The 23707-nt window shown below is 66.6% G+C and carries 23 protein-coding genes and 1 pseudogene; 10 read left to right on the top strand and 14 right to left on the bottom strand.

Annotated elements, in window-relative coordinates:
• The first annotated feature begins 119 nt into the window (after positions 1 to 119).
• The 3 genes from ON32_RS19550 (at position 120) to ON32_RS19540 (ending at position 4224) form a co-directional block, all read left to right on the top strand.
• Complete coding sequence (locus ON32_RS19550; protein ID WP_040792424.1) at positions 120 to 707, top strand: hypothetical protein; 588 nt, start codon at positions 120 to 122, stop codon at positions 705 to 707.
• Complete coding sequence (locus ON32_RS19545; protein ID WP_040792423.1) at positions 704 to 1072, top strand: Imm8 family immunity protein; 369 nt, start codon at positions 704 to 706, stop codon at positions 1070 to 1072. The genes ON32_RS19550 and ON32_RS19545 overlap by 4 nt, the downstream gene beginning before the upstream one ends.
• Positions 1073 to 1866: 794 nt before the next feature.
• The gene (locus ON32_RS19540) at positions 1867 to 4224 is read left to right on the top strand and encodes a heavy metal translocating P-type ATPase (protein ID WP_040792422.1); all 2358 of its coding nucleotides are present in this window, start codon (positions 1867 to 1869) and stop codon (positions 4222 to 4224) included.
• A 16-nt stretch (positions 4225 to 4240) separates the two neighbouring features.
• On the opposite strand, the gene ON32_RS19535 is transcribed toward ON32_RS19540, so the two are convergent.
• The 4 genes from ON32_RS19535 to ON32_RS19520 form a co-directional block, all read right to left on the bottom strand.
• Positions 4241 to 4711 carry a DoxX family protein gene (locus ON32_RS19535; RefSeq protein ID WP_051133470.1) on the bottom strand — a complete coding sequence of 157 codons (471 nt, stop codon included), beginning with the start codon at positions 4709 to 4711 and terminating at the stop codon, positions 4241 to 4243.
• 192 nt (positions 4712 to 4903) lie between these two features.
• Complete coding sequence (locus ON32_RS19530) at positions 4904 to 7300, bottom strand: ATP-binding cassette domain-containing protein (protein WP_040792421.1); 2397 nt, start codon at positions 7298 to 7300, stop codon at positions 4904 to 4906.
• Between the two features lie 49 nt (positions 7301 to 7349).
• Positions 7350 to 7760, bottom strand: a complete 411-nt coding sequence (locus ON32_RS19525) for a VOC family protein (RefSeq protein WP_083874682.1) — start codon at positions 7758 to 7760, stop codon at positions 7350 to 7352.
• A 10-nt stretch (positions 7761 to 7770) separates the two neighbouring features.
• On the bottom strand, positions 7771 to 8214 hold the full coding sequence (locus ON32_RS19520; protein WP_040792419.1) for a helix-turn-helix transcriptional regulator: 444 nt from the start codon (positions 8212 to 8214) through the stop codon (positions 7771 to 7773).
• A 289-nt stretch (positions 8215 to 8503) separates the two neighbouring features.
• On the opposite strand from ON32_RS19520, the pseudogene ON32_RS19515 reads away from it, so the two are divergent.
• Positions 8504 to 9401: pseudogene (locus ON32_RS19515) on the top strand (sulfurtransferase).
• A gap of 133 nt (positions 9402 to 9534) precedes the next feature.
• Here the strand turns inward: ON32_RS19515 and ON32_RS19510 are convergent.
• Genes ON32_RS19510 through ON32_RS19500 form a run of 3 tightly spaced genes read right to left on the bottom strand, consistent with a single transcriptional unit; the run spans position 9535 to position 11965 of the window.
• Complete coding sequence (locus ON32_RS19510) at positions 9535 to 10581, bottom strand: phosphotransferase (protein WP_040792418.1); 1047 nt, start codon at positions 10579 to 10581, stop codon at positions 9535 to 9537.
• On the bottom strand, positions 10578 to 11663 hold the full coding sequence (locus tag ON32_RS19505) for a TIGR03857 family LLM class F420-dependent oxidoreductase (RefSeq protein ID WP_040792417.1): 1086 nt from the start codon (positions 11661 to 11663) through the stop codon (positions 10578 to 10580). Before ON32_RS19505 ends, ON32_RS19510 begins: the two co-directional genes overlap by 4 nt.
• Positions 11660 to 11965 carry a hypothetical protein gene (locus ON32_RS19500; RefSeq protein ID WP_040792416.1) on the bottom strand — a complete coding sequence of 102 codons (306 nt, stop codon included), beginning with the start codon at positions 11963 to 11965 and terminating at the stop codon, positions 11660 to 11662. Before ON32_RS19500 ends, ON32_RS19505 begins: the two co-directional genes overlap by 4 nt.
• 74 nt (positions 11966 to 12039) lie before the next feature.
• Here ON32_RS19500 and cyp51 point away from each other — a divergent pair, with 74 nt between their 5' ends.
• The 3 genes from cyp51 (at position 12040) to ON32_RS19485 (ending at position 15691) form a co-directional block, all read left to right on the top strand.
• Positions 12040 to 13395 carry a lanosterol 14-alpha demethylase gene (cyp51, locus tag ON32_RS19495; protein WP_040792415.1) on the top strand — a complete coding sequence of 452 codons (1356 nt, stop codon included), beginning with the start codon at positions 12040 to 12042 and terminating at the stop codon, positions 13393 to 13395.
• A gap of 275 nt (positions 13396 to 13670) precedes the next feature.
• Positions 13671 to 14636 carry a GNAT family protein gene (locus ON32_RS19490; protein ID WP_157224248.1) on the top strand — a complete coding sequence of 322 codons (966 nt, stop codon included), beginning with the start codon at positions 13671 to 13673 and terminating at the stop codon, positions 14634 to 14636.
• A gap of 188 nt (positions 14637 to 14824) precedes the next feature.
• Positions 14825 to 15691 (top strand): LLM class F420-dependent oxidoreductase, encoded by an 867-nt coding sequence (locus tag ON32_RS19485; RefSeq protein WP_040792413.1) that lies wholly within the window; start codon positions 14825 to 14827, stop codon positions 15689 to 15691.
• Positions 15692 to 15710: 19 nt separating this feature from the next.
• On the opposite strand, the gene ON32_RS29370 is transcribed toward ON32_RS19485, so the two are convergent.
• The 7 genes from ON32_RS29370 to ON32_RS19455 all read right to left on the bottom strand — a co-directional run bounded on the left by ON32_RS29370 (position 15711) and on the right by ON32_RS19455 (position 21163).
• Positions 15711 to 15869, bottom strand: a complete 159-nt coding sequence (locus tag ON32_RS29370) for a hypothetical protein (RefSeq protein WP_169331648.1) — start codon at positions 15867 to 15869, stop codon at positions 15711 to 15713.
• Positions 15866 to 16078: a MerR family DNA-binding transcriptional regulator gene (locus tag ON32_RS28065; RefSeq protein WP_306307661.1), complete on the bottom strand. Its 213-nt coding sequence runs from the start codon at positions 16076 to 16078 to the stop codon at positions 15866 to 15868. Before ON32_RS28065 ends, ON32_RS29370 begins: the two co-directional genes overlap by 4 nt.
• A gap of 666 nt (positions 16079 to 16744) precedes the next feature.
• Positions 16745 to 17806, bottom strand: coding sequence for a glucosidase family protein (locus tag ON32_RS19475; RefSeq protein ID WP_040792412.1), 1062 nt, complete (start codon positions 17804 to 17806; stop codon positions 16745 to 16747).
• Positions 17793 to 18524 (bottom strand): class I SAM-dependent methyltransferase, encoded by a 732-nt coding sequence (locus ON32_RS19470; protein WP_040792411.1) that lies wholly within the window; start codon positions 18522 to 18524, stop codon positions 17793 to 17795. The genes ON32_RS19475 and ON32_RS19470 overlap by 14 nt, the downstream gene beginning before the upstream one ends.
• Complete coding sequence (locus ON32_RS19465) at positions 18518 to 19804, bottom strand: glycosyltransferase family 4 protein (RefSeq protein ID WP_051133469.1); 1287 nt, start codon at positions 19802 to 19804, stop codon at positions 18518 to 18520. Before ON32_RS19465 ends, ON32_RS19470 begins: the two co-directional genes overlap by 7 nt.
• A 2-nt stretch (positions 19805 to 19806) precedes the next feature.
• The gene (locus tag ON32_RS19460) at positions 19807 to 20682 is read right to left on the bottom strand and encodes an LLM class F420-dependent oxidoreductase (protein ID WP_040792410.1); all 876 of its coding nucleotides are present in this window, start codon (positions 20680 to 20682) and stop codon (positions 19807 to 19809) included.
• 70 nt (positions 20683 to 20752) lie between these two features.
• A complete protein-coding gene (locus tag ON32_RS19455) occupies positions 20753 to 21163 on the bottom strand; it encodes a carboxymuconolactone decarboxylase family protein (protein ID WP_040792409.1) in 411 nt (136 codons plus the stop codon).
• A gap of 89 nt (positions 21164 to 21252) precedes the next feature.
• Between ON32_RS19455 and ON32_RS30880 the strand changes: the two genes are divergently transcribed.
• Genes ON32_RS30880 through ON32_RS19440 form a run of 3 tightly spaced genes read left to right on the top strand, consistent with a single transcriptional unit; the run spans position 21253 to position 23705 of the window.
• Positions 21253 to 21819: a ferredoxin gene (locus ON32_RS30880; protein WP_373284329.1), complete on the top strand. Its 567-nt coding sequence runs from the start codon at positions 21253 to 21255 to the stop codon at positions 21817 to 21819.
• A gap of 48 nt (positions 21820 to 21867) precedes the next feature.
• A complete protein-coding gene (locus ON32_RS19445) occupies positions 21868 to 22419 on the top strand; it encodes a nuclear transport factor 2-like protein (RefSeq protein ID WP_040792407.1) in 552 nt (183 codons plus the stop codon).
• A gap of 5 nt (positions 22420 to 22424) precedes the next feature.
• Positions 22425 to 23705, top strand: coding sequence for a hypothetical protein (locus ON32_RS19440; RefSeq protein ID WP_051133505.1), 1281 nt, complete (start codon positions 22425 to 22427; stop codon positions 23703 to 23705).
• Positions 23706 to 23707: the final 2 nt, after the last annotated feature.

Raw genomic sequence — 23707 nt, 5'->3', positions numbered from 1 at the left:
CGGCACGGTGCCGTGGCGATCCCCACGTGGTTGCGGCATGTGGAGCGAGTTCGCAGCGTCCACCCCTTATGAATAGACTGACCAGTATTTTATTGAGCGTCTTCCGGAGGGGGCTGTCGGTGTCGTACGTTTCCGCCCAGTACGCCGAGTTCGCCAACCGTTTGGCCACCCATCTTCGGAAATACGTCCAAGAAATCCGCGCCGAGGCGGAAGGCCTGGTCGATTCCGGAATACGGGCCACGACACGAGAGCTGAGCACGAACGACGCCACGAACGGCCGACGAATTCGGGACGCCCTCCAAACCGAGGGGAGGGCCACCCCCAGCAATACGGCCGCCTCGGAGCAGTGCACCCACCCTGAGACATCGACCCCCCGATCACCCAAGGAAAAACGGTCGATTTTTCCCGACAGGCGGAAAGTCGTGGAAATCGTGCGCAGCGCTTGCGCACGAAGCGGAAATTTCGGAATCGGCCGCGCCGATCGCGCCGAAGCAGAGGCCGCCGGCCTGGCCTGGGTCGGCCTCGGGGCCCGCAGGCTGCCATACGGCGACACCTACCGATTGGTCAGCAAAGACGGGTTGCGTCAATTCCGCCCGCCGCAGCAGAAACCATCCGGCAGGGGAGTGGAGGCCAATTACGAGCAGCGATCCGAGACCAGCCGACACTGGGAAGCCAACGCGCATCTGATAATCGAGGAGCGGCGATGAAGGCCGAACTCAAAGGAATACACAGCCCGGATACCGATCTCACCGACAACGGTGCCGAACAGACAGTGGACACCATATTGGTGCAGCTGATGATCGGACCCGAGAACACACCAGAGGCAGAGGCATTCGATCTCCTCGTCTGCACACCCGAAGGACGCGCACGATCCGGCGGCTCGAGCGAGCTCGCACCCGACGAATTCACCCTGGTACTCGACCGGATCGATACCGACCTGATCCGCCGGCACGTCGAGAACTTCCTACGGGATCTCGAACGTCCCACCTGGGAAGAACTCGTTGCGGAGATCGGACGCATCGGCAGGTGGGAATTCCGGGACTACCATCCCGATCCGGATGAGAGTGCGTAGTCATCGATCCCGGGTGAAGGTTGCGCAAAGCGCCACGGGTGACGCTGCATATCCGATTCCCGCGTACTCGGCAGGGGAGTTGCACAGCAACCCTTCCCGAAACGACTGGGCGAACCCCTCTCCAGCCTTCGCGCGAGGTGGTCGTCATCTCGGCATCGCCCGAGGCTACCGTGCGCTTTACTTTACATAATGTAGATTATCGGCATTTTTCGGAAGTGGCCGATCGGACTCCGGGCGCTCGCCGCACGAGACGGGCGTCGCGCGGCTTTCGACGCTTTCCGGGCAAAACGGTCAAGACCCGGCCTTGGTCATTCGGAACGAATGGAATCCCGAGGTCGACCGTTGTCGGGTTGCGTCGATCGGATCGCGTCTGCGGATTATGTCAATCATGAGTGTGACATCGTCCGAGCATCGGGTCTCGCCAGGCGTGACGGCAACACACCGCAGCCGCCGGTTCGGCACGGCGGGTTGCCATGAGACGCGGTCATGACGGCATACACACCTCCCGTCATACCCTCGCCTCGCGACCCGAGCTCGCATCGTCGGGTGGCCGACCTTCGCCCATCACTCCCCCGTGCCGCATTCCCTCCCCTCCCCTCGGCCTTCGATCATGATTCGTCACTGTGACGATTTACGGGGTTGCTGAGGGGGGGGGATTACCGTATCTCCGGACGAATACGTATCACCGAGGCCAATGACACCTGGGTTCGGGAATTGCGGCCCTGGTCGGAGATGACGCTCCTCGGGTCTCATGGGGTGGTGAGGCCGCTCATCGACAGGGATCGGGTCGGAGTATGACCGAAACGGATTCGACGATCGGACGGTGGCTGCGGCAAGCCTCCAGGTGGGTGGCGCCGGGGCTGGCGGTGGTGACCGTAACCGCGGCTGCGCTCGGGGCGGTGCTGTGGTTGCTCAACCTGCGCGAGGCCGCCGACGCATGCTGGATCGCGGCGACGGTGGTGGCGATCGCGCCGGCGGTGTGGTGGATGGTGGCCACACTGCTACGGGGTAAGGCGGGGGTCGATCTGATCGCGGTGTTGTCGCTGGTGGGTTCGTTGTGGGTGGGCGAATACCTTGCCGGTGCGCTGATCGCGGTGATGTTGGCGACCGGTCGCGCACTCGATGCGGCGGCGGCACGACGTGCTTCTCGTGACCTGCGGGTCCTGCTCGAGCATGCGCCGCGCACGGCTCGTCGCCGGGTCGGCGCCGAGGTGAGCGTTGTCCCGTTGGAGCAGGTCGCCGTGGGCGATGTGCTGGTGGTGGCACCGGGTGAGGTGGTGCCGGTCGACGGGCGGATCACCGATACGGTGGCGGTATTGGACGAGTCGGCGCTCACCGGGGAGCCGGTGCAGGTCGAACGCGGTATCGGGGAGCCGGTGCGCAGCGGTGTCGTCAACGCGGGCGCCTCGTTTCAGATGTGTGCGACCGCAACCGCGGCCGAGAGCACCTATGCCGGGATTGTGCGGTTGGCTCAGGAGACCGGCGCCGAGAACGCGCCCGTGGTTCGGTTGGCCGATCGGTATGCGGCCTGGTTTCTGCCGGTGGCCTTGGCCGTGGCCGGGGCGGCGTGGTTGTGGAGCGGGGCGGCGGTGCGGGCGGTTGCGGTGCTCGTGGTCGCCACCCCGTGTCCGCTACTGTTGGCCGCGCCGGTGGCCATTGTGTCGGGGTTGTCGCGGGCCTCTCGGTACGGGGTGGTGGTCCGGGGCGGCGGCGCGCTGGAGAATTTGGGTCGTGCGACCACTTTGGTGATGGACAAGACCGGAACGCTCACCGCGGGTCGGCCCGCGGTGGTGGAGGTGATCGCCGTTCCCGGTCGTGATGCGGCCGAGGTGTTGCGGTTGGCGGCGTCGGTGGACCGGTTGTCGCCGCATGTGTTGGCCGAGGCGATCGTAACGGAGGCGTTGGCGCGTGGGTTGGCGTTGTCGCTGCCCACGGGGGTGGTCGAACGGCCCGGTCGCGGTGTGTCCGGTGTCGTCGACGGGCATCGTGTCGAGGTGGGCAGGCCGCCCGGTGAGGTGATCGGGTCCGGTTGGGGGCGGAGTGTGGCCGAGCGAGCTCGGCTGGACTCCGCGGCGATCGCGTGGATCGTTGTCGACGGTGAACTCGTGGGGGCGGTTTTGTTGCGTGATCCGCTGCGGCGGCAGGCGCCGCGCACGATACGGAGGTTGCGGCGGGCGGGGTTGAATCGGTTGGTGATGCTCACCGGTGATCGTCTCGAACCGGCTCGTGAGGTTGCCGTTGTGCTCGGTCTCGACGAGGTGTGTGCGGGGCAGAGCCCGGCCGACAAGGTCGCCGCTGTCCGTGGTGAGCGGGAACATGCGGTGACGGTGATGGTGGGAGATGGTGTCAACGATGCTCCTGCCCTGGCTGCGGCGACGGTTGGTGTGGCGATGGGTGCTCGGGGGTCCACTGCCTCGTCACAGGCCGCCGATGTCGTGTTGACTACCGATCGGCTCGATCGACTCGCCGATGCCATGGATATCGCTCGGTGGTCGCGGCGTATTGCTGTGCAAAGTGCCGTGGTCGGGATGGGTTTGTCGTTGTCGGCCATGGTGGTGGCCGCGGTCGGGTTGCTTCCCCCGGCGGCGGGGGCGTTGCTGCAAGAGGGTATTGATGTGGCCGTTATTCTCAACGCGTTGCGTGCTCTGCGGGGTGATCCGGCCGCTCGGACCGAGATTGCTCCGGTGACGGAGGAGCTTTTGCATCGTTTCGCGGGTGAACACGACACCTTGCGTGAGATGCTTGCGTTGTTGCGCACCGCCGCCGATCGGTTGGTCGCCGATGCGTCCACGGCCATGGCCGCGGTCGATGAGGCCTACCGTTTTCTCGTCACCGACCTACTCCCCCACGAGCAGGCCGAGGAGGCTCTGCTCTATCCGGCGTTGGCGGGTCCGCTCGGCAGCGCCGAGGCCACCGCGACGATGAGCCGGGCTCATGCGGAGATTCAACGGCTCACCACTCGCATCGGTGCTCATCTGGATCGCGCCCATGCCGCGGGCGCCATCGCGGGTGACCAGGTCGATGATCTGCTCGCTTGCCTGTATGGTCTGCACACCTTGTTGCAATTGCATTTCCTCCAGGAGGAGGAGAATTATTTCGCCCTCGCCGACGATGAGTCCGGTGATGTTTCGGCGTCGGGGGCGCGTCGGTAACGGTTGCGGTCGGGGCTCATGTGGGGGTGTGGGTGCGGGACAGGTGGGCGTCCATCGACCATCTTCCGGCTCCGACGATCAGTAGGAAGATGCTGCCGCATAGTTGGGCGAGGTCGGTGCGGGATTCGTGGATGAGGTCCCACCAGCCGGATTTGCCGGCGAACAGGGCCGCTTCTCCCCACAGGATGGGTAGTTTCGTGATGAGCAGGGCGCCGAGCATGTTCACGATCATGGGTATGGCGGCTGCGCGGGTGAGCAGTCCGGCCAGTATCAGGGCGCCGCAGAGTATTTCGAATACTCCGTCGAGGGGGGCGAAGAACTGGGGTGCCGGGATTCCGGCCTTGTCGAATCTGCCGGTGCCGAGGTGGTCGGGGTAGAGGAATTTTTGGATGCCTTCGCAGAGGAACACCACGCCCACGTAGAGGCGGATCCAGATGGTGGCGGCCGGCGCGGTGGTGGCGGTGAGTCGGGTGCGATGGTCGGACACACGGGGCTCCTTTCCGGTTGGCCGGGTTTTCGGGAGGGTGCGGGCCGGTGGCCGTGCGCCCGGTCGGCCCGAGTCGCCGGGGTGGCCTGTTTCGGGTGTGCTCGGCGGTGTCGTGTCGGCGTGGTCTTCGCTGTCACGACACCGCCGGTGTCCGATATCGGATGGTGGTGTGTCGAGCGTAGGCGGTGAGGGTCAGGCGCCGATGTAGGTGGCGAGGTGTTCGCCGGTGAGGGTGGAGCGGGCGGCGACGAGGTCGGCGGGGGTGCCTTCGAAGACGATTTGTCCGCCGTCGTGGCCGGCGCCGGGACCGAGGTCGATGATCCAGTCGGCGTGTGCCATGACCGCTTGGTGGTGTTCGATGACGATGACCGATTTCCCGGCGTCGACCAGTCGGTCGAGGAGGCCGAGGAGGTGTTCGACGTCGGCGAGGTGGAGGCCGGATGTGGGTTCGTCGAGGACGTAGATGCCGCCTTTGTCGGCCATGTGGCCGGCCAGTTTGAGGCGTTGCCGTTCGCCGCCGGAGAGGGTGGTGAGGGGTTGGCCGAGGGTGAGGTATCCGAGTCCGACGTCGTCGAGTCGTTTCAGGATGGCGTGCGCGGCCGGTGTACGTGCTTCTTCGGTGGCGAAGAACTGTTCGGCTTCGGTCACCGACATGGCGAGTACTTCGCTGATGTCGCGGCCGGCGAGGCGGTATTCCAGGACGGCCGGTTGGAAGCGTTTTCCTTCGCACTCTTCGCAGGGGGTGGCGACGCCGGCCATCATGGCCAGGTCGGTGTAGATGACGCCGATGCCGTTGCAGGTGGGGCAGGCGCCTTCGGAGTTGGCGCTGAACAGTGCGGGTTTGACGCTGTTGGCTTTGGCGAAGGCCTTGCGGATGGGGTCGAGTAGTCCGGTGTAGGTGGCGGGGTTGCTGCGGCGTGAGCCGCGGATGGGTGTTTGGTCGACGGTGATCACGCCGGCGGAAGTGGGGATGGAGCCGTGGATGAGGGAGCTTTTGCCGGAGCCGGCGACGCCGGTGACGACGCAGAGCACGCCGAGGGGGATGTCGACGTCGATGTTGCGGAGGTTGTTGGTGGTGGCTCCGCGGATTTTCAGGGTGCCGGTGGGGGTGCGGAGGGTGGTTTTGAGGGTGGCGCGGTCGTCGAAGTGGCGGCCGGTGATGGTGTTGCTGCGGCGTAGTCCTTCGAGGGTGCCTTCGTAGCAGATGGTGCCGCCGGCGCTGCCTGCGCCGGGGCCGAGGTCGACGATGTGGTCGGCGATGGCGATGGTTTCCGGTTTGTGTTCCACAACCAGGACGGTGTTGCCTTTGTCCCGTAGCCGTAGCAGCAGGTTGTTCATGCGTTGGATGTCGTGGGGGTGCAGGCCGGCGGTGGGTTCGTCGAAGACGTAGGTGATGTCGGTGAGGGCGGAGCCGAGGTGGCGAATCACTTTGACGCGTTGGGCCTCGCCGCCGGAGAGGGTGCCGGCGGGACGGTCGAGGCTGAGGTAGCCGAGGCCGATTTCCACGAACGAGTCGAGGGTTTGGCGTAGTGCGGCCAGCAGGGGCGCGACCGTGGGTTCGTCGAGGTCGCGGACCCATTCGGCGAGGTCTGTGATTTCCATGGCGCAGGCGTCGGCGATATTGATGCCGCGGATGCGGGAGGAGCGGGCCTGTTCGCTGAGGCGGGTGCCGGCGCAGTCGGGGCAGGTGGTGAAGGTGACCGCTCGTTCCACGAATGCCCGGATGTGCGGTTGCATCGATTCGGGGTTTTTGGCGAGGAAGGATTTGCGGATTTTGGGGATCAGGCCTTCGTAGGTGAGATTGACGCCGTCGATCTTGACTTTGACCGGTTCTTTGTAGAGGAAATCGTGGAGTTCTTTTTCGGTGTAGTCGCGGATGGGTTTGTGGGGGTCGACGAAGCCGGATTCGGCGTAGACGCGGACGGTCCAGAAGCTGTCGGATTTCCAGCCGGGGATGGTGAATGCGCCTTCGGCCAGTGATTTGGTGTCGTCGTAGAGCTGGGTGAGGTCGATATCGTTGATGGTGCCGCGGCCTTCGCAGCGGGTGCACATGCCGCCGGTGCGGGAGAAGGTCGCTTTGACGGGTTTGGCTTTGCCGGGGCCGCGTTCCACGGTGATGGCGCCGGCGGCGCGGACCGAGGCGGTGTTGAAGGAGTAGGCGCTGGGTGGGCCGATGTGGGGGTCGCCGAGTCGGCTGAACAGGATGCGCAGCATGGCGTTGGCGTCGGTGACGGTGCCGACGGTGGAGCGGGGGTCGGAGCCCAGGCGTTGTTGGTCGACGATGATGGTGGTGGTGAGTCCGTCGAGGACGTCGACCTCGGGGCGGGCGAGGGTGGGCATGAAGCCTTGGACGAAGGCGCTGTAGGTTTCGTTGATCAGTCGTTGCGATTCGGCGGCGATGGTGCCGAATACCAGGGAGCTCTTGCCGGAGCCGGAGACGCCGGTGAAGACCGTGAGTCGGCGTTTGGGGATGGCGATGTCGATGTCGCGGAGGTTGTTCACGCGTGCGCCGTGGACGCGGATGAGGTCGTGGCTGTCGGCGGGGTGCAGGACGGGTGATGGGGTGTCGGTCGTGGTGGCCGTGGTCATCGTGTCTTCCTGTGTGGGGCGGGCTGTCCGCGTCGGGTGGGGTGGGTGTTCAGCGTCGTTCTTGGATGCGGATCAGGTTGCCGGCGGGGTCGCGGAAGGCGCAGTCGCGGACGCCGTAGGGTTGGTCGATCGGTTCTTGGACGACTTCGGCGTCGGCGGCCTGGAGTCGTTCGAAGGTGCCGTCGAGGTCGGTGGTGGCCAGGTTGATGGCGGCGTAGGTGCCTTTGGCCATCATTTCGGTGATGGTGCGGCGTTCGTCGTCGGTGATGCCGGGGTCGGCGGCCGGTGGGTGTAGGACGATGGAGACGTCGGGTTGGTTGGTGGGTCCGACGGTGATCCAGCGCATCCCGTTGTAGCCGACGTCGTTGCGGACTTCGAAGCCGAGGGTGTCGCGGTAGAAGGTGAGGGCGGCTTCGGCGTCGTCGTGTGGGAGGTAGGTCTGGTGGATGGTGATGTTCACGGCTGTCACGCTAGGTGGTCTTGCGTGACGGTGCTTCTCGATTCCTGATCGGTCTGGTGACCTGTTTGGCCACACATGGTGGCATGCCGGCGGTGGCGTTCATGGCTTGACGGCGGTAGACGCTGGGGGGTACTCCGACCAGTTCGGTGAAGCGGGTGCTGAAGGTGCCGAGGGAGGAGCAGCCGACGGCGAAGCAGACTTCGGTGACGCTGAGGTCGCCGCGGCGCAGGAGGGTCATGGCGCGTTCGATGCGGCGGGTCATCAGGTACGAGTACGGTGATTCGCCGTAGGCGCGGCGGAATTCGCGGCTGAGGTGTCCGGCGGACATGTGGGCGTCGCGGGCGAGCGCTTCGACGTCGAGGGGTTGGGCGTATTCGCGGTCGATCCGGTCGCGGACGCGACGTAGTCGTGCGAGGTCGCGTAGCCGTTGTGTCGCGTCGGATGTGCCGGTCATCTGCCAGATGGTGCCATGTTGTGGGGGTGTTGCCCACTGTGGGCGGGTGGCCGGTGTCGTCGTCGGTGGGTTCGGTGCGCCGGGTGGGTGGTTGTTCGGTGCGGCGCCAGTATTCGAATCAGGTGTGGTGCAACTCTTTTCTCGTTCGGGGCCTGTTGTTTGACTACGAGGGTTTCCCCGTTCGCGGGTTCGTCACGTTTTGTGGTCGCTTCGCCGGTCGGTGTTCGCGTGGGCCGGTGGGGCGGCCCGAGCCGAGGGTTCTTGTCGTTCGGACGAGAGGGGTCGCGATATGGCTTATCGCGCGGAGACGTTCCGCACCGATACGTTGATCACGGTCGCGGAGTTGGCCGAGCGGATCGCGGCCGCCGACCCGGTGACCGTTGTCGATGTCCGGTGGCGGTTGGATCGGCCCGATGGGCGCGCCGATTATGTGTTGGGGCATATTCCGGGTGCCGTGTATGCGGATCTGGAGACCGAGTTGTCGGATCGTTCGGTGACCGGTCATGGTCGGCATCCGTTGCCGAAGGGGGTGGCGGTGCAGGCGGCGGCGCGGCGGTGGGGGGGCGTGTGCCGGGGTGCCGATCGTGGTGTACGACGACTGGAATCGGGCGGGGTCGGCGCGGGCATGGTGGGTGTTGCGGGCGGCGGGGATTCATGATGTGCGGATTCTGGATGGTGGGTTGGGGGCGTGGGTGGCGGCGGGGTATGAGCTCGTCGATGGTGTCGAGCATCCGGTTGCCGGTGATATCCGGGTTGTGTTCGACGATCTGTACGAGGGGGCGTTGGCGACGTTGACCACGATCGAGACGGCGGCGGTGCCCGAGCGGGGGGTGTTGGTCGATATGCGGTCGCCGGAGCGTTTCCGGGGTGAGGTGGAGCCGGTGGATCCGGTGGCGGGGCATATTCCCGGGGCTCGTAATGTGCCGGGGGCGGCGTTGCTCGACGAGCGGGGGTTTTTCCGTTCCTCGGCGGAGTTGGCCGCGTTGTTCGCCGAGATCGGGGTTGGGGATGCGGCCACGGTGGGGGTGTATTGCGGGTCGGGGGTGACTGCGGCGGTGGGGGTGGCGGCGTTGAAGTTGGTGGGGGTCGATGCGGCACTGTATCCGGGGTCGTGGTCGCAGTGGAGTGCGCATCCGTCGGGTCCGGTTGCCGTCGGGGACGGTGATGAGGCGGGTGATGACCGCTGAGCGGTGGGTTTCTCGGGTGCCCGCCGTCGATGTCGTCTCGTTGTCCGGGGCTTCGGGCAGGTGCCGGCAACTGTGTCGCGGTGTCGGGGATTTCCGGGTGGGACAGCGTTTTCGCCGGTGTTCGGGTGGGGGTTCAGGCGGGTTTTTGTTCGAGTGAGTGGTGGTCGCGGATGGCTGCGCAGCTGCGTCGGGCCATGGTGGCGAACATGGCGTCGCCGCGGTCGCCGGGAGTGCTGTAGGCGGCGCCGAGGATGGTGATGAGGGGGCCTTGGAGGGCGGCGAAGCGGTGGTCCTGGCGGCAGTCGTCGAGGGGGTGGTCGGTGACGCCGAGTTCGGTGAGTCGCCGATGGTAGGTGGTGATGAGTGCGTCTTCGCCGGTGCGGCGGGTGGGGGTGTCGAGGGCGGTGGTGATGAAGTAGGCGAGGTCGCGGGCGGGTAGGCCCAGGTTGACGGTTTGCCAGTCGACGGCGGTGACGGTGGGGGGTCGGGTGTCGGTGAACAGGAGGTTGTCGAGTCGGTAGTCGCCGTGGATGAGGGTGAAGCGTTCGGGGCGGGCCACCAGCCAGTCGGCGATGGCGGGGACGCAGGCGCGGAGGGTGGCGTGGTCGTCGGGGTGGAGTCGGTCGCCGAGACGATCGAGGAAGATTTCGGTGGTGGGGCCGTAGAGTTCGGCGAGTATTTCGGCTTCGGCGGGGCCGTTGCGGGTGAAGCCGTCGATATCGAGCAGGGTGGGGTCGCACCAGCGGGGGGCGTGGAGTCCGGCGAGGTTGGCGACGGCGGCGTGGGCTTGGGCGATGGTGCATCCGGTGAGTTGGTCGCCTTGTCGGGCGGGTGCGAGGTCTTCCAGCAGGAGGGTGAATTCACTGCCGGTGCCGCGGGCGGCGGCATAGTGGCAGTGGGGGGTGCGGACGGCGACGGTGTGGGCTATGTCGGTGTAGAAGCGGATTTCTTGTCGGTAGGCGCCGGCGAGCATGTCGCGGGCGGCGGGGTCGGGGGCGGGGAGTTTGGCGAGCAGGGTGCGGGGGGTGTTGTGGTCGCCGGTGAGGTGTAGGCGGTGGACGGAACCGATCTGGCCGGTGCCGATGGGTTCGGCGGTGACGTCGTGGATGGGGGCGCCGAGGGCGGCGGTGAGCCAGGTGGGGGTGAGTTCGTCGACGGTGGTGACGGGTTCGGGGGTCATCGGTGGCTCCTGCCGGGGTTGGCCGGTAGGTGGGTGAACCGGCCGGGGTCGCGGTGGGTGCGCCATGCCTCGAGGACGGGGATCAGTTCGGTGGGGGTGTTGCCGTGCAGGATGACGCCGTCGACGCCGGCGGTGAACTGGTCGGCGATGCGGGCGGCGCAGGCGGTGGGGGTTCCGGTGGCGGAGGCGGCGAGCCAGTCGGCGGGTAGGAGTTCTTCCACTTCGGTGAGGGTATGGAGGTCGGCGACGGTGTCGAGGGCGCCGGTTGCGCCGGTGACGAGGGGGTGGGCGCGGAATTCGTCGAGGACGGTGTGGTCCCAGCCGTTGACCTCGACGAGGATATCGCCGTATCCCTGCAGGTAGGTGCCGAGGCGGCCGACGAGTTTGCGGAGTCGGGCGGGTTCGCCCTGGGTGTCGTCGACGGTGGCCAGGACCGACCAGATGCGGATGGTGGTGGGGTCGCGGCCGGCGGTTTCGGCAGCGGCGCGGACGGTGTCGACGGCGCGGCGGGTGGCGATGTCGGTGAGGAAGGTGTGCAGGACGACGGAGTCGGCGATCTGCCCGGCCAGGCGCAGGGTGTTGGGGCCGATGGCGACGAGGGCGATCGGGATGTCTTGGGGGTGGTCGATGTCCAGGCGCAGCAGGGGGTGGTTTCCGGTGGGGCCGGTGTGGTCGAGGACGGTGTCGCCGCGCCACAGGGCTCGGTAGAGGCCGATGGCGTCGCGGAGTTGGGCGGTGGTGATGCGGGGAAGGCCCATGAGGTGGAAGAGGGCGTCGAAACCGCGGCCGAGGCCGAGGGTGTAGCGGCCGCGGGTGAGGCGGTGCAGGGTGACGGCGGCGCCCGCGGTGATCAGGGGGTGGCGGGTGTTGGGGTTGGTGGCGGCGGTGCAGATTCCGAGGCGGGTGGTGACGGCGCCCGCGGCGGCGGCGACGGCGATGGCTTCTTTGGTGGTGAAGCGTTCGGACAGGAACAGGGCGCCGAAGCCGAGGCGTTCGGCGTCGCGGGCCTCGGTGAGCAGGGTGTGTGGGTCGGTGGTGTGGCCGGGGAGGCCGTAGCAGCCGAGTTCGGGGAAGTCGTTCATGGGGTGGGTGTTTCGGTGTCGGTGCCGGTGATCATGCGGTGCAGGTCGGTATGGGACCACGGTGGGGCGGTGGTGCGGTCGCGGAAGCCGAGGACGGTGGGTTGGGGGCGGTCGTAGCGGGCGACGAAACCGCCGGCGGCGATGAAGACCTGTCCGGTGATCGAGGTGGCGGCATCTGCCGGGTACAGGCAGAGGGGGCATCGAGCACTATTCCATACAAGTGTCCAAGAATTATGGCATTCCGCTTCGGGTGATGTCGGCGCTTCGCGAGGTTGACCACGTAAACGACGGGTTGCCTGCACACAACACTCCATAGTACTGTCCGGACAGGTGTCCGACACAGATCCTGGACAGTACTCTGGGGAAGGATTTCCACATGACTCTGGTGAAACCACCGCGGGTGTCCGGAGGCGAACACGAACACGGTCACCTGGAGGAGTTCCGCACCGATCCGATCGCGCTCATGCGCCGGGTCCGCCAGGAATGCGGTGATGTGGGCATGTTCGAACTCGCCGGACGCCAGGTCATCCTGCTCTCGGGCGCCGAGGCGAACGAATTCTTCTTCCGAGCCCCCGACGAAGACCTCGACCAGGCCGCGGCATACCCGTTCATGAAACCGATCTTCGGGGAGGGCGTGGTCTTCGACGCCGGTCCCGAACGGCGTAAGGAGATGCTGCACAACTCCGCCTTGCGCGCCGAACAGATGCGCGGCCACGCCGGCACCATCGAGAACGAGGTGAATCGAATGCTGGCCTCCTGGGGCGACGAGGGCGAGATCGATCTGCTCGACTTCTTCGCCGAACTCACCATCTACACGTCCTCGGCGTGTCTGATCGGGGCGAAGTTCCGCAACGAACTCGACAGCCGCTTCGCGCGCCTGTATCACGACCTGGAACGCGGCACCGACGCGCTGGCGTATGTGGACCCGTACCTGCCGATCGACAGTTTCCGGCGACGCGACGAATCCCGGGCCGCGCTGGTGGAACTGGTGCAGCAGATCATGAACGGGCGAATCGCGAATCCGCCGAAGGGCAAACAGGACCGAGACCTGCTGGATGTGCTGGTCTCGGTCACCAAGGACGACGGCAGCCCCCAGTTCAGCGCCGGTGAGATCACCGGCATCTTCATCTCCATGATGTTCGCCGGCCACCACACCACCTCCGGGACGGCGGCGTGGACGGTGATCGAACTACTGCGGCATCCGCAGATCCTGTCCGACGTGGTCGCCGAACTCGACGAACTCTACGCCGACGGCCAAGAGGTGAGTTTCCACGCGCTGCGACAGATCCCGCGGCTGGAGGCCGTCCTGAAGGAAACTCTGCGCCTGCATCCGCCGCTGATCATCCTGATGCGGGTCGCCCGCGGCGAATTCGAGGTGTGCGGCCACACCATCTCCCCCGGTGACCATGTGGCCGCCACCCCCGCCATTTCCAACCGGATCCCCGAGGACTTCCCCGACCCCAACACCTTCGACCCAGGTCGCTACATCGACCCCAACCAGGCCGACCTCGTCAATCGCTGGACCTGGATCCCGTTCGGCGCCGGCCGCCACCGCTGCGTGGGAGCGGCGTTCGCTCTCATGCAGCTCAAGGCGATCTTCTCGATCCTGCTGCGGGACTGGGAGTTCGAGATGGCACAGCCGTCGGACACCTATCGCAACGATCATTCGAAGATGGTGGTGCAGCTGCAACAGCCGTGTGCGGTGCGCTACCGCCGACGCAAGCGTCCTTGAGGATCGCCTCACCACGCGACGCCGCGGTGCGGGCACGGCCCGCGGATTCGCCCGGGGCCCGGATCATCTCCGACACGCACGCGTTTTCGGTGATCCCGGGCGGATGTACTGCCATATGAGTGGATGTCCTAGCATCTTCTTCGCGAGTCCTCGGTTCGCACGGAGGAAGTATTGATGCCGGACGTGTCGGTCCTCGACACCGGCGATCGATGTGTCGATCGCAAAGCACACCCTGTCGAGCCGCCGGCGAGCCCACCGTATGGCGGACCTCGCCGATGAGGCATTTGCCCGATGAGGGGCCCGATGCTCTATTGCGGCGCCTGCAGGAGGACCTGGTCGATCTGATCGGTCGCTATACCCGTAACCATCTGAATGCCCCGCTGGGCGATCTGGCCGCCGAGGCCAAGGCGGTTCCGCGCGTTCATGACAGTGCCGACAATGGCGGATATGAGCGGGTCGTGGCCGCACAACATCCGGCCGGAGCTCCCCCGAGTGCGACCCCTTCCGTCCCGAACACCACACGGACACCGTTCACCGATCTGTCGCATATGCCACCACTCGGCGACCTCTACGACAGAGCTCGCCGCGAGGAACTCGACATCCACGAACTGACCCGGGAACTGGGAGGGCTGCAACAGAGATACGGCCCCTACCGGGTCGAGAACATCAGCGCCTGGTACGAACAATCCTGGGTCGACGACGATGGAAGCATCTGCCCACCGAAGGTGAACTTCCTCGGCGATATCCGCGACGACAACGGCGCCGACGTCGGGGAACTCATCTACAGCTTCACACGTGACGATGACGGAAAGCTGGTGGTCACCAACGAACACACCGAACTCCGAAAAGGATTCACCGGTAAAGGTTTCTCCACCGCGTTCTCCGCGGCGACCGAGGACTACTTCCGCCGCTCGGGTGTGGACAGGATGCTGGTGACCGCATCTCTCGAGGACGGCGGCGTCACCTGGGCCAAGGCCGGCTACGACTGGGACCTCACACCCGCGAAACTGGGCGAGTCCGTCAACAATATGAAATCCCGTATCGATGATCTCCTCGCCGGCGGCAACGGTCCGTTGAGCCGACGGGATACCGAACTTCTCCAGGAGATGCGCGCACGATTCGGTGGGCGCACCGTGGAGTTCCCCTCCCCTCGGGAACTGGTCATGCTCGCCGGCGACAATCCGAAACTCGGCGAGGAACTGATGAGGGGATCGTACTGGCACGGGATGAAGAAGCTGTGACTCCGATGTCCAGAGGCCGACCACATCGGGGCGGGTGACGGCGCGGCGAGCATTCCGACGCACGCGTCGGTGAGGAACTGCCCCAGCGCGATCCGTTTTCCGACACGGTCGCACCAAATTTGACCTGGAGCGTCCTCCAGGTCGTAGCGTGCTGTCACAGGGTTGCCGACACGACAAAGGAGAGCTGTATGGAGCTCGGTTTTCACGTCCCGATTTTCGATATCGATGGTGGAACCACCGCTATCGCGGGCGAATTGGCCCGGGTGGGCGCCTCGGCAGAACAGGTCGGTGCGACATGGCTGTCGTTCATGGACCATTTCTTCCAGATCGAGCAGACCGGGCTTCCCGCGGAGGCGAACATGCTGGAGGGCTACACCACGCTCGGCTACCTGGCCGCGCACACCTCCACCATCGAACTCGGACTGCTGGTGACCGGCGTGACCTACCGGCATCCGGGTCTGCTGGCCAAGATCGTCACCACGCTGGACGTGCTGTCCGGTGGCCGGGCCGCACTGGGAATCGGGGCCGCATGGCACGAACGCGAACACCTGGGACTCGGTGTGCCGTACCCGCCGGTGCGGGAACGATTCGAACGGTTGGAGGAGACGCTGCGCATCTGCGCGCAGATGTGGGACCCCGACGACAACGGGCCGTTCGAGGGCACCCATTACCGGTTGGCCGAGACGTTGTGTTCGCCGCAGCCGCTGCATCGTCCCACGGTGCTCATCGGCGGTGGTGGGGAACGGCGGACGCTGCGACTGGTCGCGCAGTACGGTGACGCGTGCAATCTGTTCGCCTCCTCGACGGAGGAGATCGCCCACAAGCTCGACGTGTTGCGGCGGCACTGCGACGAGGTGGGCCGCGACTACGATACGATCCGCAAAACCATCATCGCCGGCACCCCGAGCCCCGACGAACACGACGAATTCGTCCGCGACATGGCCGGTTACGCCGAGCTCGGTGTGCACACCACCATCGTCATGCCGCCCGGCGGGTCACCGGCGGCCTGGATCGACGGTATGGCGCCGGTCGTCCCCCGGCTCGCCGAACTCTGATCTGTTGCGCCACCGAAGTTCAGGACGTGGTGGCGGTTTCGGTGGTGGTGATGATCTGCCGCAGAACGTCCCTGGCCGCGTCGATCTCGGCGGATCGCCGGTCGAGTTCATGCAGCCGGGTGCGAAGCGCGTCCAGGACACCGGGGCAGGCCGGGGCAGGGCAGCACGGCGGCCTCATCGGTGGTGCAGGGCAAGATCCGACGGATGATCCGGGTCGGTAGCCCGGCCGCGAGCAGCGCCCGAATCCGCAGGACCGTCGCGGGGGTCTTCGTCGTAGAACCGGTATCCGTTGGGTCGGCGTTCGGGTCGGAGCAGCCCCACCCGGTCGTAGTAGCGCAGAAGGCGTTCGCTGGTTCCGGTGCGCTCGGCCAGTTCCCCGATGAGCACCGTCTTTCCTCTCGTGCTTGACCTTCCAACAGTGTCAGGCAGCAACAGTGGACGGACCTGCCGCATTCCGGCGGCCCGCTCTCGATGGGAGGAGCCATTGATCATCGATGCCCACAGCCATGTCCACGACCCGGTAGAAGCCACCTCACCGCCCTGGACGAGGCGGGAGTGGATCGCGCGGTGCTCTTCGCGACCCGACCGCACCCGGAACGTGCCGTCGACCTGGCAACACTGCGCCGCGAGATGAACATCCTCGACCATGCGTTGGCAGGTCGCGCCAACAGCGTCGAAGGCTATCGCACCGCATGGGCGGAGCTGCACCGAACTCTGGTCGCGCACCCGAACCGGTTCCTCGGGTTCGGTTCGGTACCGCTGGGCCTGCCCGTGCGGAGATCGCGACCCTGGTCGAGTATGTATCCGGAGCTGTCCGCGGCTGCCATCGTCTTCGCGGTGCGACCGGCGATCCGGGAAATCCCCGAGCGCACGTTGTTCGGCTCGGACGCCCCTTACGGTGATCCCGTGCTCGCCCGCGCCACCATCGAACGGGTCACCACCCCCGGCGAGGTACGTGACCTGGTGCTCGGCGGGAACCTGGGGAAACTTCTGGGCAGCCTCCAATCGGCGCCCTCCTCCCCCGCGGGTCTGCCGGGACCGCGCTACCGGCCCTCACCCGTAGACGCGTACCGGTACGGGTGCGCCGGCGACGGCGTCGGCGGCGAGGTCCCGGAAGATCCCGTTGCCGGGGCTGGTGCGGGACAGGGCGTCGGCGGCGAGGATGACGGCGGCGCCGGTCCAGGTGGTGCGTTCCACCGGCCAGCGTTTCCCGTCCGCGTACACCAGTCCCGTCCAGTAGGAGCCGTCGGTTTCCCGTAGGTGCTGCATACTGGCCAGCAGTCGGTGAGCGCGGTCGTGATCGCCCAGGGCGTCCAGCGCCAGCACCAGTTCGCAGGTTTCGGCGCCCGTCACCCACGGCCGGTCGGCGACGCAGCGGATACCGATATTGCCGACCACGAACGTGTCCCAGCGTTGTGTGATGCGGTCGTGTCCCTCGGCGCCGCGCAGTACACCGCCGAGGACCGGGTAGTACCAGTCCATCGAGTATCGGTCCTTGGGCGTGAACACCTCCGGGTGTTCCCGCAACGCTGCCCCGAGTCGGGCGCGGGCCCGTTCCCACTCGGGGCGCTGTTCTCCGAGCCGTTCGGCCAGTTTCAGGGCGCAGCCGATGCTGTGGTACATGCTGGACGAGCCGGTCACCAGCGCTTCGTCGGTGATATTGTCGCCGTCGCGCAGCCAGAAGATCTGTCCCTGTGGCCCCTGGCTGTCGATCACCAGGTCGATGGCGGCGGCGACCACCGGCCACATGTCGGCGGCGAATGCGGTGTCGCCGGTGACCGCGAGGTGGTGCCAGACGCCGGTGGCGATATAGGCGCAGAAGTTGACGTCGGTGGCGGCGTTCTCGATCTCACCGGCGCGCAGTTGCATCGGCCACGACCCGTCGGGGCGTTGGGTGTTCGCCGACCAGGTGTAGGCGGCGACGGCCTCGTCCCACAGTCCGGCCACGGTCAGGGCCATGGCCGATTCGATGTGGTCCCACGGGTCGGTGTGGCCGCCGGGGAACCACGGGATCGCCCCGGAGGGTTCCTGGGCGGCGGCGATGGATTCGGCGGTATGTAGACATTGGCGGCGGGTGAGGACGGTCGGGATCGACGGTAGCTCACACGCCGGCACGGTCCACCGCCGGTTTCGCGAAGTACAGGGCGACGCTTTTGCCGAGCACCGGGTCCAGCGCCTTTTCCAGGGCGCGGGTGAGCAGGGGGCGGCGCATCATGTCCCACACCAGCATCCGGTGGTAGGCGCGGACCAGCGGGTGGTCGTCGTTGTTCACTCCGACCGCGCATTTGATCCACCAGTACGGCGAGTGCAGGGCGTGTACATGGGTGCGGTGGATGAACCGCATCCCGCGGGCGGTGATCTTGTCCCGTAGTTCGTCGGCCTTGTAGATGCGAATGTGGCCGCCTTCGTTGGCGTGGTATTCGTCCGACAACGCCCAGCACACCCGTTCCGGAAGCCGGCGCGGCACCGTCACCACCAGTTGTCCGCCGGGTTTGAGCACACGCACCAGTTCGGCGATGGCGGTGTCGTCGGCGGGGACGTGCTCGAGGATTTCCGAGGCGATGACGACGTCGAATTCGTTGTCGCCGTAGGGCAGGGCGAGCGCGTCGCCGTGTACCGTGACGGCCGTTCCGCCAGGGGGCACCTCCCCGGCCTCGGCCATGGCCCGGAACATGGTTTCCACATCGGCGAGGTCGGCGGCGTTCTGGTCCAACGCGACGACGTCGGCACCGCGCCGGTAGGCTTCGAACGCGTGTCGACCGGCCCCGCATCCCACGTCGATCACTCGGATGCCGGGGCGGATCCCGACGCGGTCGAAGTCGACGGTCAGCACTGTGCGCCTCCTGTGGTAGCGAGTTCCTCGGGGGTTGGCCGGCCAGGGCGCCGACCGGCGTGCCGGGCGATGGCACGCTCGTACACCTGCACGGTCTGGGCGGCCACCGATTCCCAGGAGAACACCGAGACCGCGCGATCCCGGCAGGCGGTCTGCATCCGCTGCCGGGTCTGTGGGGAGTCGAGCAGGCGTTCGATGGTGTGGGCGAGTTCGGCGGAGTCGCCGGGTTCGGTCAGTTCCGCACACACCCCCGGCTCACCCACCACTTCGGGTAGCGCGCCGGTGCGGCTGACCACCAGGGGTGTTCCGGATGCCATGGCCTCCACCGCGGGCAGCGAGAATCCCTCGTACAGGGAGGGGATGCACGCGATCTCCGCGGAGGCCAGCACCTCGGCCAGTTCGATGTCGGTCAGACCGGAGCGGACGGTGACGATATCGGACAGGCCGAGTTCGGCGATCAGTTTCTCGGTGGGGCCGTTGGGTTCCAGTTTCGCCACCAGCTGGAGTTCCACCGGGCGGGTGGCCCGCAGCGTGGTCAGTGCGCGCAGCAGGTGGGCGATGCCCTTGAGGGGCTTGTCGGCGCTGGCGACGGCGACGATCCGGCCGGGCGCCCGGGGCCCGCGGGGGGCGAACAGATCGGTGTCCACGCCCAGCGGCACCACGTTCAGCCGGTCGGGACGGACACCGAAGTCCGCGGCGATATCGGTGGCCGACGACGAGGACACGGTCAGCAGGTCGGGGATTCGCCGGGCGACCCGCTGCTGCATTCCGAGGAAGCCGTACCAACGGCGCACCAGGGGTTTGCGGCGCCAGATCGCGGCCGCCAGGTCGACCTCGCGGTCCTTGGTGATCGGGTGGTGCACGGTGGCGACCAGCGGGAAGTGTCGGGCGATGTCGAGCAGTCCGCTGCCGAGGCACTGGTTGTCGTGGACGACGTCGAAATCGCCCACGCGCTCACGTAACAGTCGCGCCACCCGCAGGCTGAAGGTGCGTGGTTCGGGGAAGCCGGCAGTCCACATGGTGGCCAGCTCCAACAGGTCGATGTGGTCGCGGATCTCGCTGGGGTGCGGGGTGCGGAAGGGGTCGTCCTCCCGGTACAGGTCCAGGCTGGGTACCTCGGTGAGCCTCACCCGGGGGTCGAGGTCGATGGGGTAGGGCTGGCCGGAGAACACTTCCACCTCGTGGCCGAGTTCGGCCAGTCCGGTGCTGAGCCGACGCACGTAGATCCCCTGCCCACCGCAGTGCGGCTTGCTGCGGTAGGACAACAAGGCGATACGCACGGCTAGTCGTCCTCGCCCGTCGCGGTGATCAATTCCATGTTCCGCAGTTTGCCGGCCAACCGTTCGAGATAGGCACGCACCTCCGGTTCGGGTTTGTCCGGCAGCCCGTAGAGCACGTCGGTGACCCCGGCCGCGGCCCATTCGGCGAGCCGGTCGGCGTCGGGTTTGATGTCGAGGGCAACCACGCGGGGTGCACCGTCACGACCGGCGTCGGTCCAGATCTTGGTCAGCAGCGAGAGCCGATCGGTGATGTCGGTTTCGCCGGGGGTGGTGATCCAGCCGTCGGCGTGGGCGGCGATCCAGCCGAAGGTGCGTTCGGTGCCGGCGGCGCCGATGAGGACGGGAACGGTGCGGTTCACCGGTTTCGGCCAGGCCCAGCTGGGACCGAACTCGACGTAGGTACCCGCGTAGGAGGCCTCGTCCCGGCTCCACAGCGCACGCATGGCCTCGAGGTATTCACGCAGAACGGTGCGGCGTTTGTTCGCAGGCACGTGGTGATCGGCGAGTTCGTCGGTGTTCCAGCCGAATCCGGCGCCGAGGACCACCCGGCCGCCGGAGAGGTGGTCGAGGGTGGCGATGGTCTTGGCGAGGGTGATGGGGTCGTGTTCGACGGGTAGCGCGACGGCGGTGGCCAGTTCGATGCGTTCGGTGACGGCGGCGGCGGTGCCGAGCGCAACCCACGGGTCGAGGGTACGCATGTATCGGTCGTCGGGCAGGGTGGCGTCACCGGTCTGTGGGTGCGCGGCCTCGCGTTTGACGGGTATGTGGGTGTGTTCGGGGACGTAGAACGAATGGAATCCGGTGTCCTCGACGGCTCGGGCCGCGGCGGCGGGGGTGATTCCGCGATCGCTGGTGAACAGTACGATGCCGAAACGCATACCTGTGCCTTGTCTGTGGTCGGATCGGCGGGTCGCCGCGGCGTCCCGGCTGATGGCGGTGGGCGCGGTGTCAGTGACCGCTGCCGGTGGTCTCTTTCTGCACGGTTTTCTTGCGACGTTGCTCCAGTTGGGTACCGATCACCCGGTCGAGGGTGGTGCCGGCGGGCCAGCCCACATAGTGACAGAGGAACAGGGCGATCTCGCGTAACTGTTCCTCGGTCAGTTCCTCGTTGTGTAAGGCCGAGCCGATCTGGATTCCGGCGACGTCGAACAGTCCCTGGGCGGTGAGCGCACCCAGCAGCAGCAGTCGCCGGTCGCGGTTGGTGAGTGCGGGGCGGGACCAGATATCGGCGAACAGGTGGTCGGCGGTGACGGCGAAATGCTCACCGGGGCCGTCCCGGAATTCCCAGCCATACACTTCCGACATTTTGGCCAGCCCGCGCTCGCGCACGGTGGGCTGCGGCGTGGGGTTGTCGCTCATCGGGGCTCCTTGTCTGGAGAACTCGGCCGTCCGAAGTGTCTGGACAGGTGTACGGAATATAGGTCGATCGGTCGACGACGCGCAAGAACATGTTCCTGTTTTGGGTCTATAACGACAACGGTGGCACCGGCGTGAAGCGAGCCCGCTCACCCCCACTCCCCGGTGGAGTTCCGGGAAAAATTGCTGAATCGTTGTCGGACCGAAGCAGCAATGGTAGCGTCCAGACACATGTCCAGGTATGTGTCTCTCCGTGGAGGGGTATCGATCTCTCGTGGGGAGAACTCGTTCTCGGAGCGCGATATCGCACCCCGACCGATCGACGCCCGAACCACCGCTGTGACCACTCACTCCGCCCTGCCCGTTCGGCACCCGCGCCCCGAGCACGTCACCCGGGTGCGTGTCGCGGGCACCACCTCATCCGACCACCCAGTGAGTATCGGGAGCACACCATGAAAATCGTGGCCGATCTGGATCTGTGCCAAGGACACGCCGTCTGCGCGACCGAGGCGCCGACCGTGTTCTCCGTGCCGAAACGCGGCCGGGTGCACATTCTCCGACCGAATCCGGGGGCGGACGTGAAGGCCGAGGTCGACAACGCCATCCGATACTGCCCGACCCGGGCGCTGCTGCTCGTCGCCGACGACTCGATCGGCTGATCCACCGCACCGACCGGTATTCACCTCTCCGAAAGGGATACGACACCGATGACAGGTTTCGACCGCGCCGAACTCGACGAGATGGTGCGCCGCTGGGTGGCGGAGAACGAACGCTGCGAGCAGGCCGGCGACTGGAAACCGCTCGCCGAGATGTACACCGAAGACGCCACCTACGGTTGGAACTACGGACCCACCGAGGAATTCATGGCCGTCGGGCGCGACGAGATCCGTGAGTTGGCCCTCGGCCAGGAAATGGAAGGCCTGGAAGGCTGGGTGTACCCCTATCAGCGCTTCGTCATCGACGAACGCAGCGGTGACGTGATCGGTTTCTGGAAACAGATCTACCGCACCACACCCCGCCCCGACGGCAGCCACTACACCGTGAACGGGATCGGCGGCAGCTGGTTCCGTTACGGCGGCGACTATCGGTGGTCGTGGCAGCGGGACTTCTTCGACTACGGCAACGTCTCGGCGCTGTTCATGGAGATGATCACGAACAACGCCATGTCCGAGGGGATGAACGAACGGATCGCCAAGGCGACCTCCGGCCGGCTGCCCGGCCGGTACAAGATCGGCACCGCACCGGTTCCGCTGTGGTGATCCCGATGACCGTACCCGTCAGCCGGTTTCACGCCCTGAGCCGCCGGGACCTGGCCGCCCTGGTCCCGGAACTGCTGCTGTGTGGACAGCTGATCGATCGCTCCGGGATGGCGCACTGCATCTCCGCGTTCGGCCGGGAAGGTATGACGCAGGTGGCGATCGAGGAATGGCGGCTGGCCAGTCCGATCTACACCCGACGCATGCAGCTGGCCCTGAACTATGTCGGCGACGATGTCATCACCATCTTCAAAGGCCTGCAACTGGATATCGGCGCCCCACCGCAGTTCATGGATTTCCGTTTCCGGGTCGACGACCCGCATCACGGCGAGTTCTGGCTCGACCACTGCGGCGCTCTCGCCGATGTCGAACCGATGGGCGTGCACTATGTGAAATCCATGTGCCACGACATCGAGGATCCCACCTTCGATGCCACCGCCCTGGCCACCAATCCGCACGCTCGGGTGCGGCCCCTCCACCGTCCACCCCGGGAACCCGCCGACCGTACCCCGGTCTGCGCATGGACGGTGATCATCGACGAATCCCACACACCACCACCGGTTCCACCCCATGCGGAACGGGTCGCCGGATCGGTGGCGGCCCGGCTACCGCTGAACGACATCGACCGCGACGACACGGGCGCCGCCGACTACAGCGGTCCGCTGCTCAGCGAGCTACGGTTTTCCGATTTCTCGCATTCGGCGCTGGTACGGATCGCCGAAGAGGTGTGTCTGCAACAGCATCTGCTCACCCTCGGCTTCGTGATCGCCGTCCACGACCGCGCCGATACCGACACCGCCTGCGATATCGGACGCAAACAGTTCACCGGGGTCGCCGGGATCGCCTCCGAACGGATCCGCCGCCGCCTGGGCCTGGGCACCGACGCTGCCGCGCTGGCCCAGGTGCTGCGGGCGCATCCGGCGCTGAACCCGCACCACTACACCGGTGTCGAGATCGAGTCCGACACCGATGTGGTACGGGTTCGGTTCCCCACCACCGCCGGCGCGCTCACCGACCGCACCTGGCCGGCGATGCTCGCCCCCGATCATCTCGGCCCCCTGAACGCCATGGCACGCGGTGTCGACGCCCGCTACCACGGCCGGGTCGTCGATCGCACCGCCGATGGGTGGACGGTCGAGCTCACGCGCGCCGACGAACCGTTCCCCGAGGCGCCCGAGGTGCAGATCACCCGGTTCAGCACCGGCGCCGATTTCACCTTCGCCGACCGCGGGATACCGCTGCCCCTCACCGTTCGCCGACCGGAGCACCCAACCCACACAGCAGGATAGCC

Source organism: Nocardia paucivorans NBRC 100373 (genome assembly GCF_000308675.1).
Taxonomy (GTDB): Bacteria; Actinomycetota; Actinomycetes; order Mycobacteriales; family Mycobacteriaceae; genus Nocardia; species Nocardia paucivorans.
Note: the sequence above shows the minus strand (reverse complement) of the source record. Positions and strands in the feature narration are given on the sequence as shown.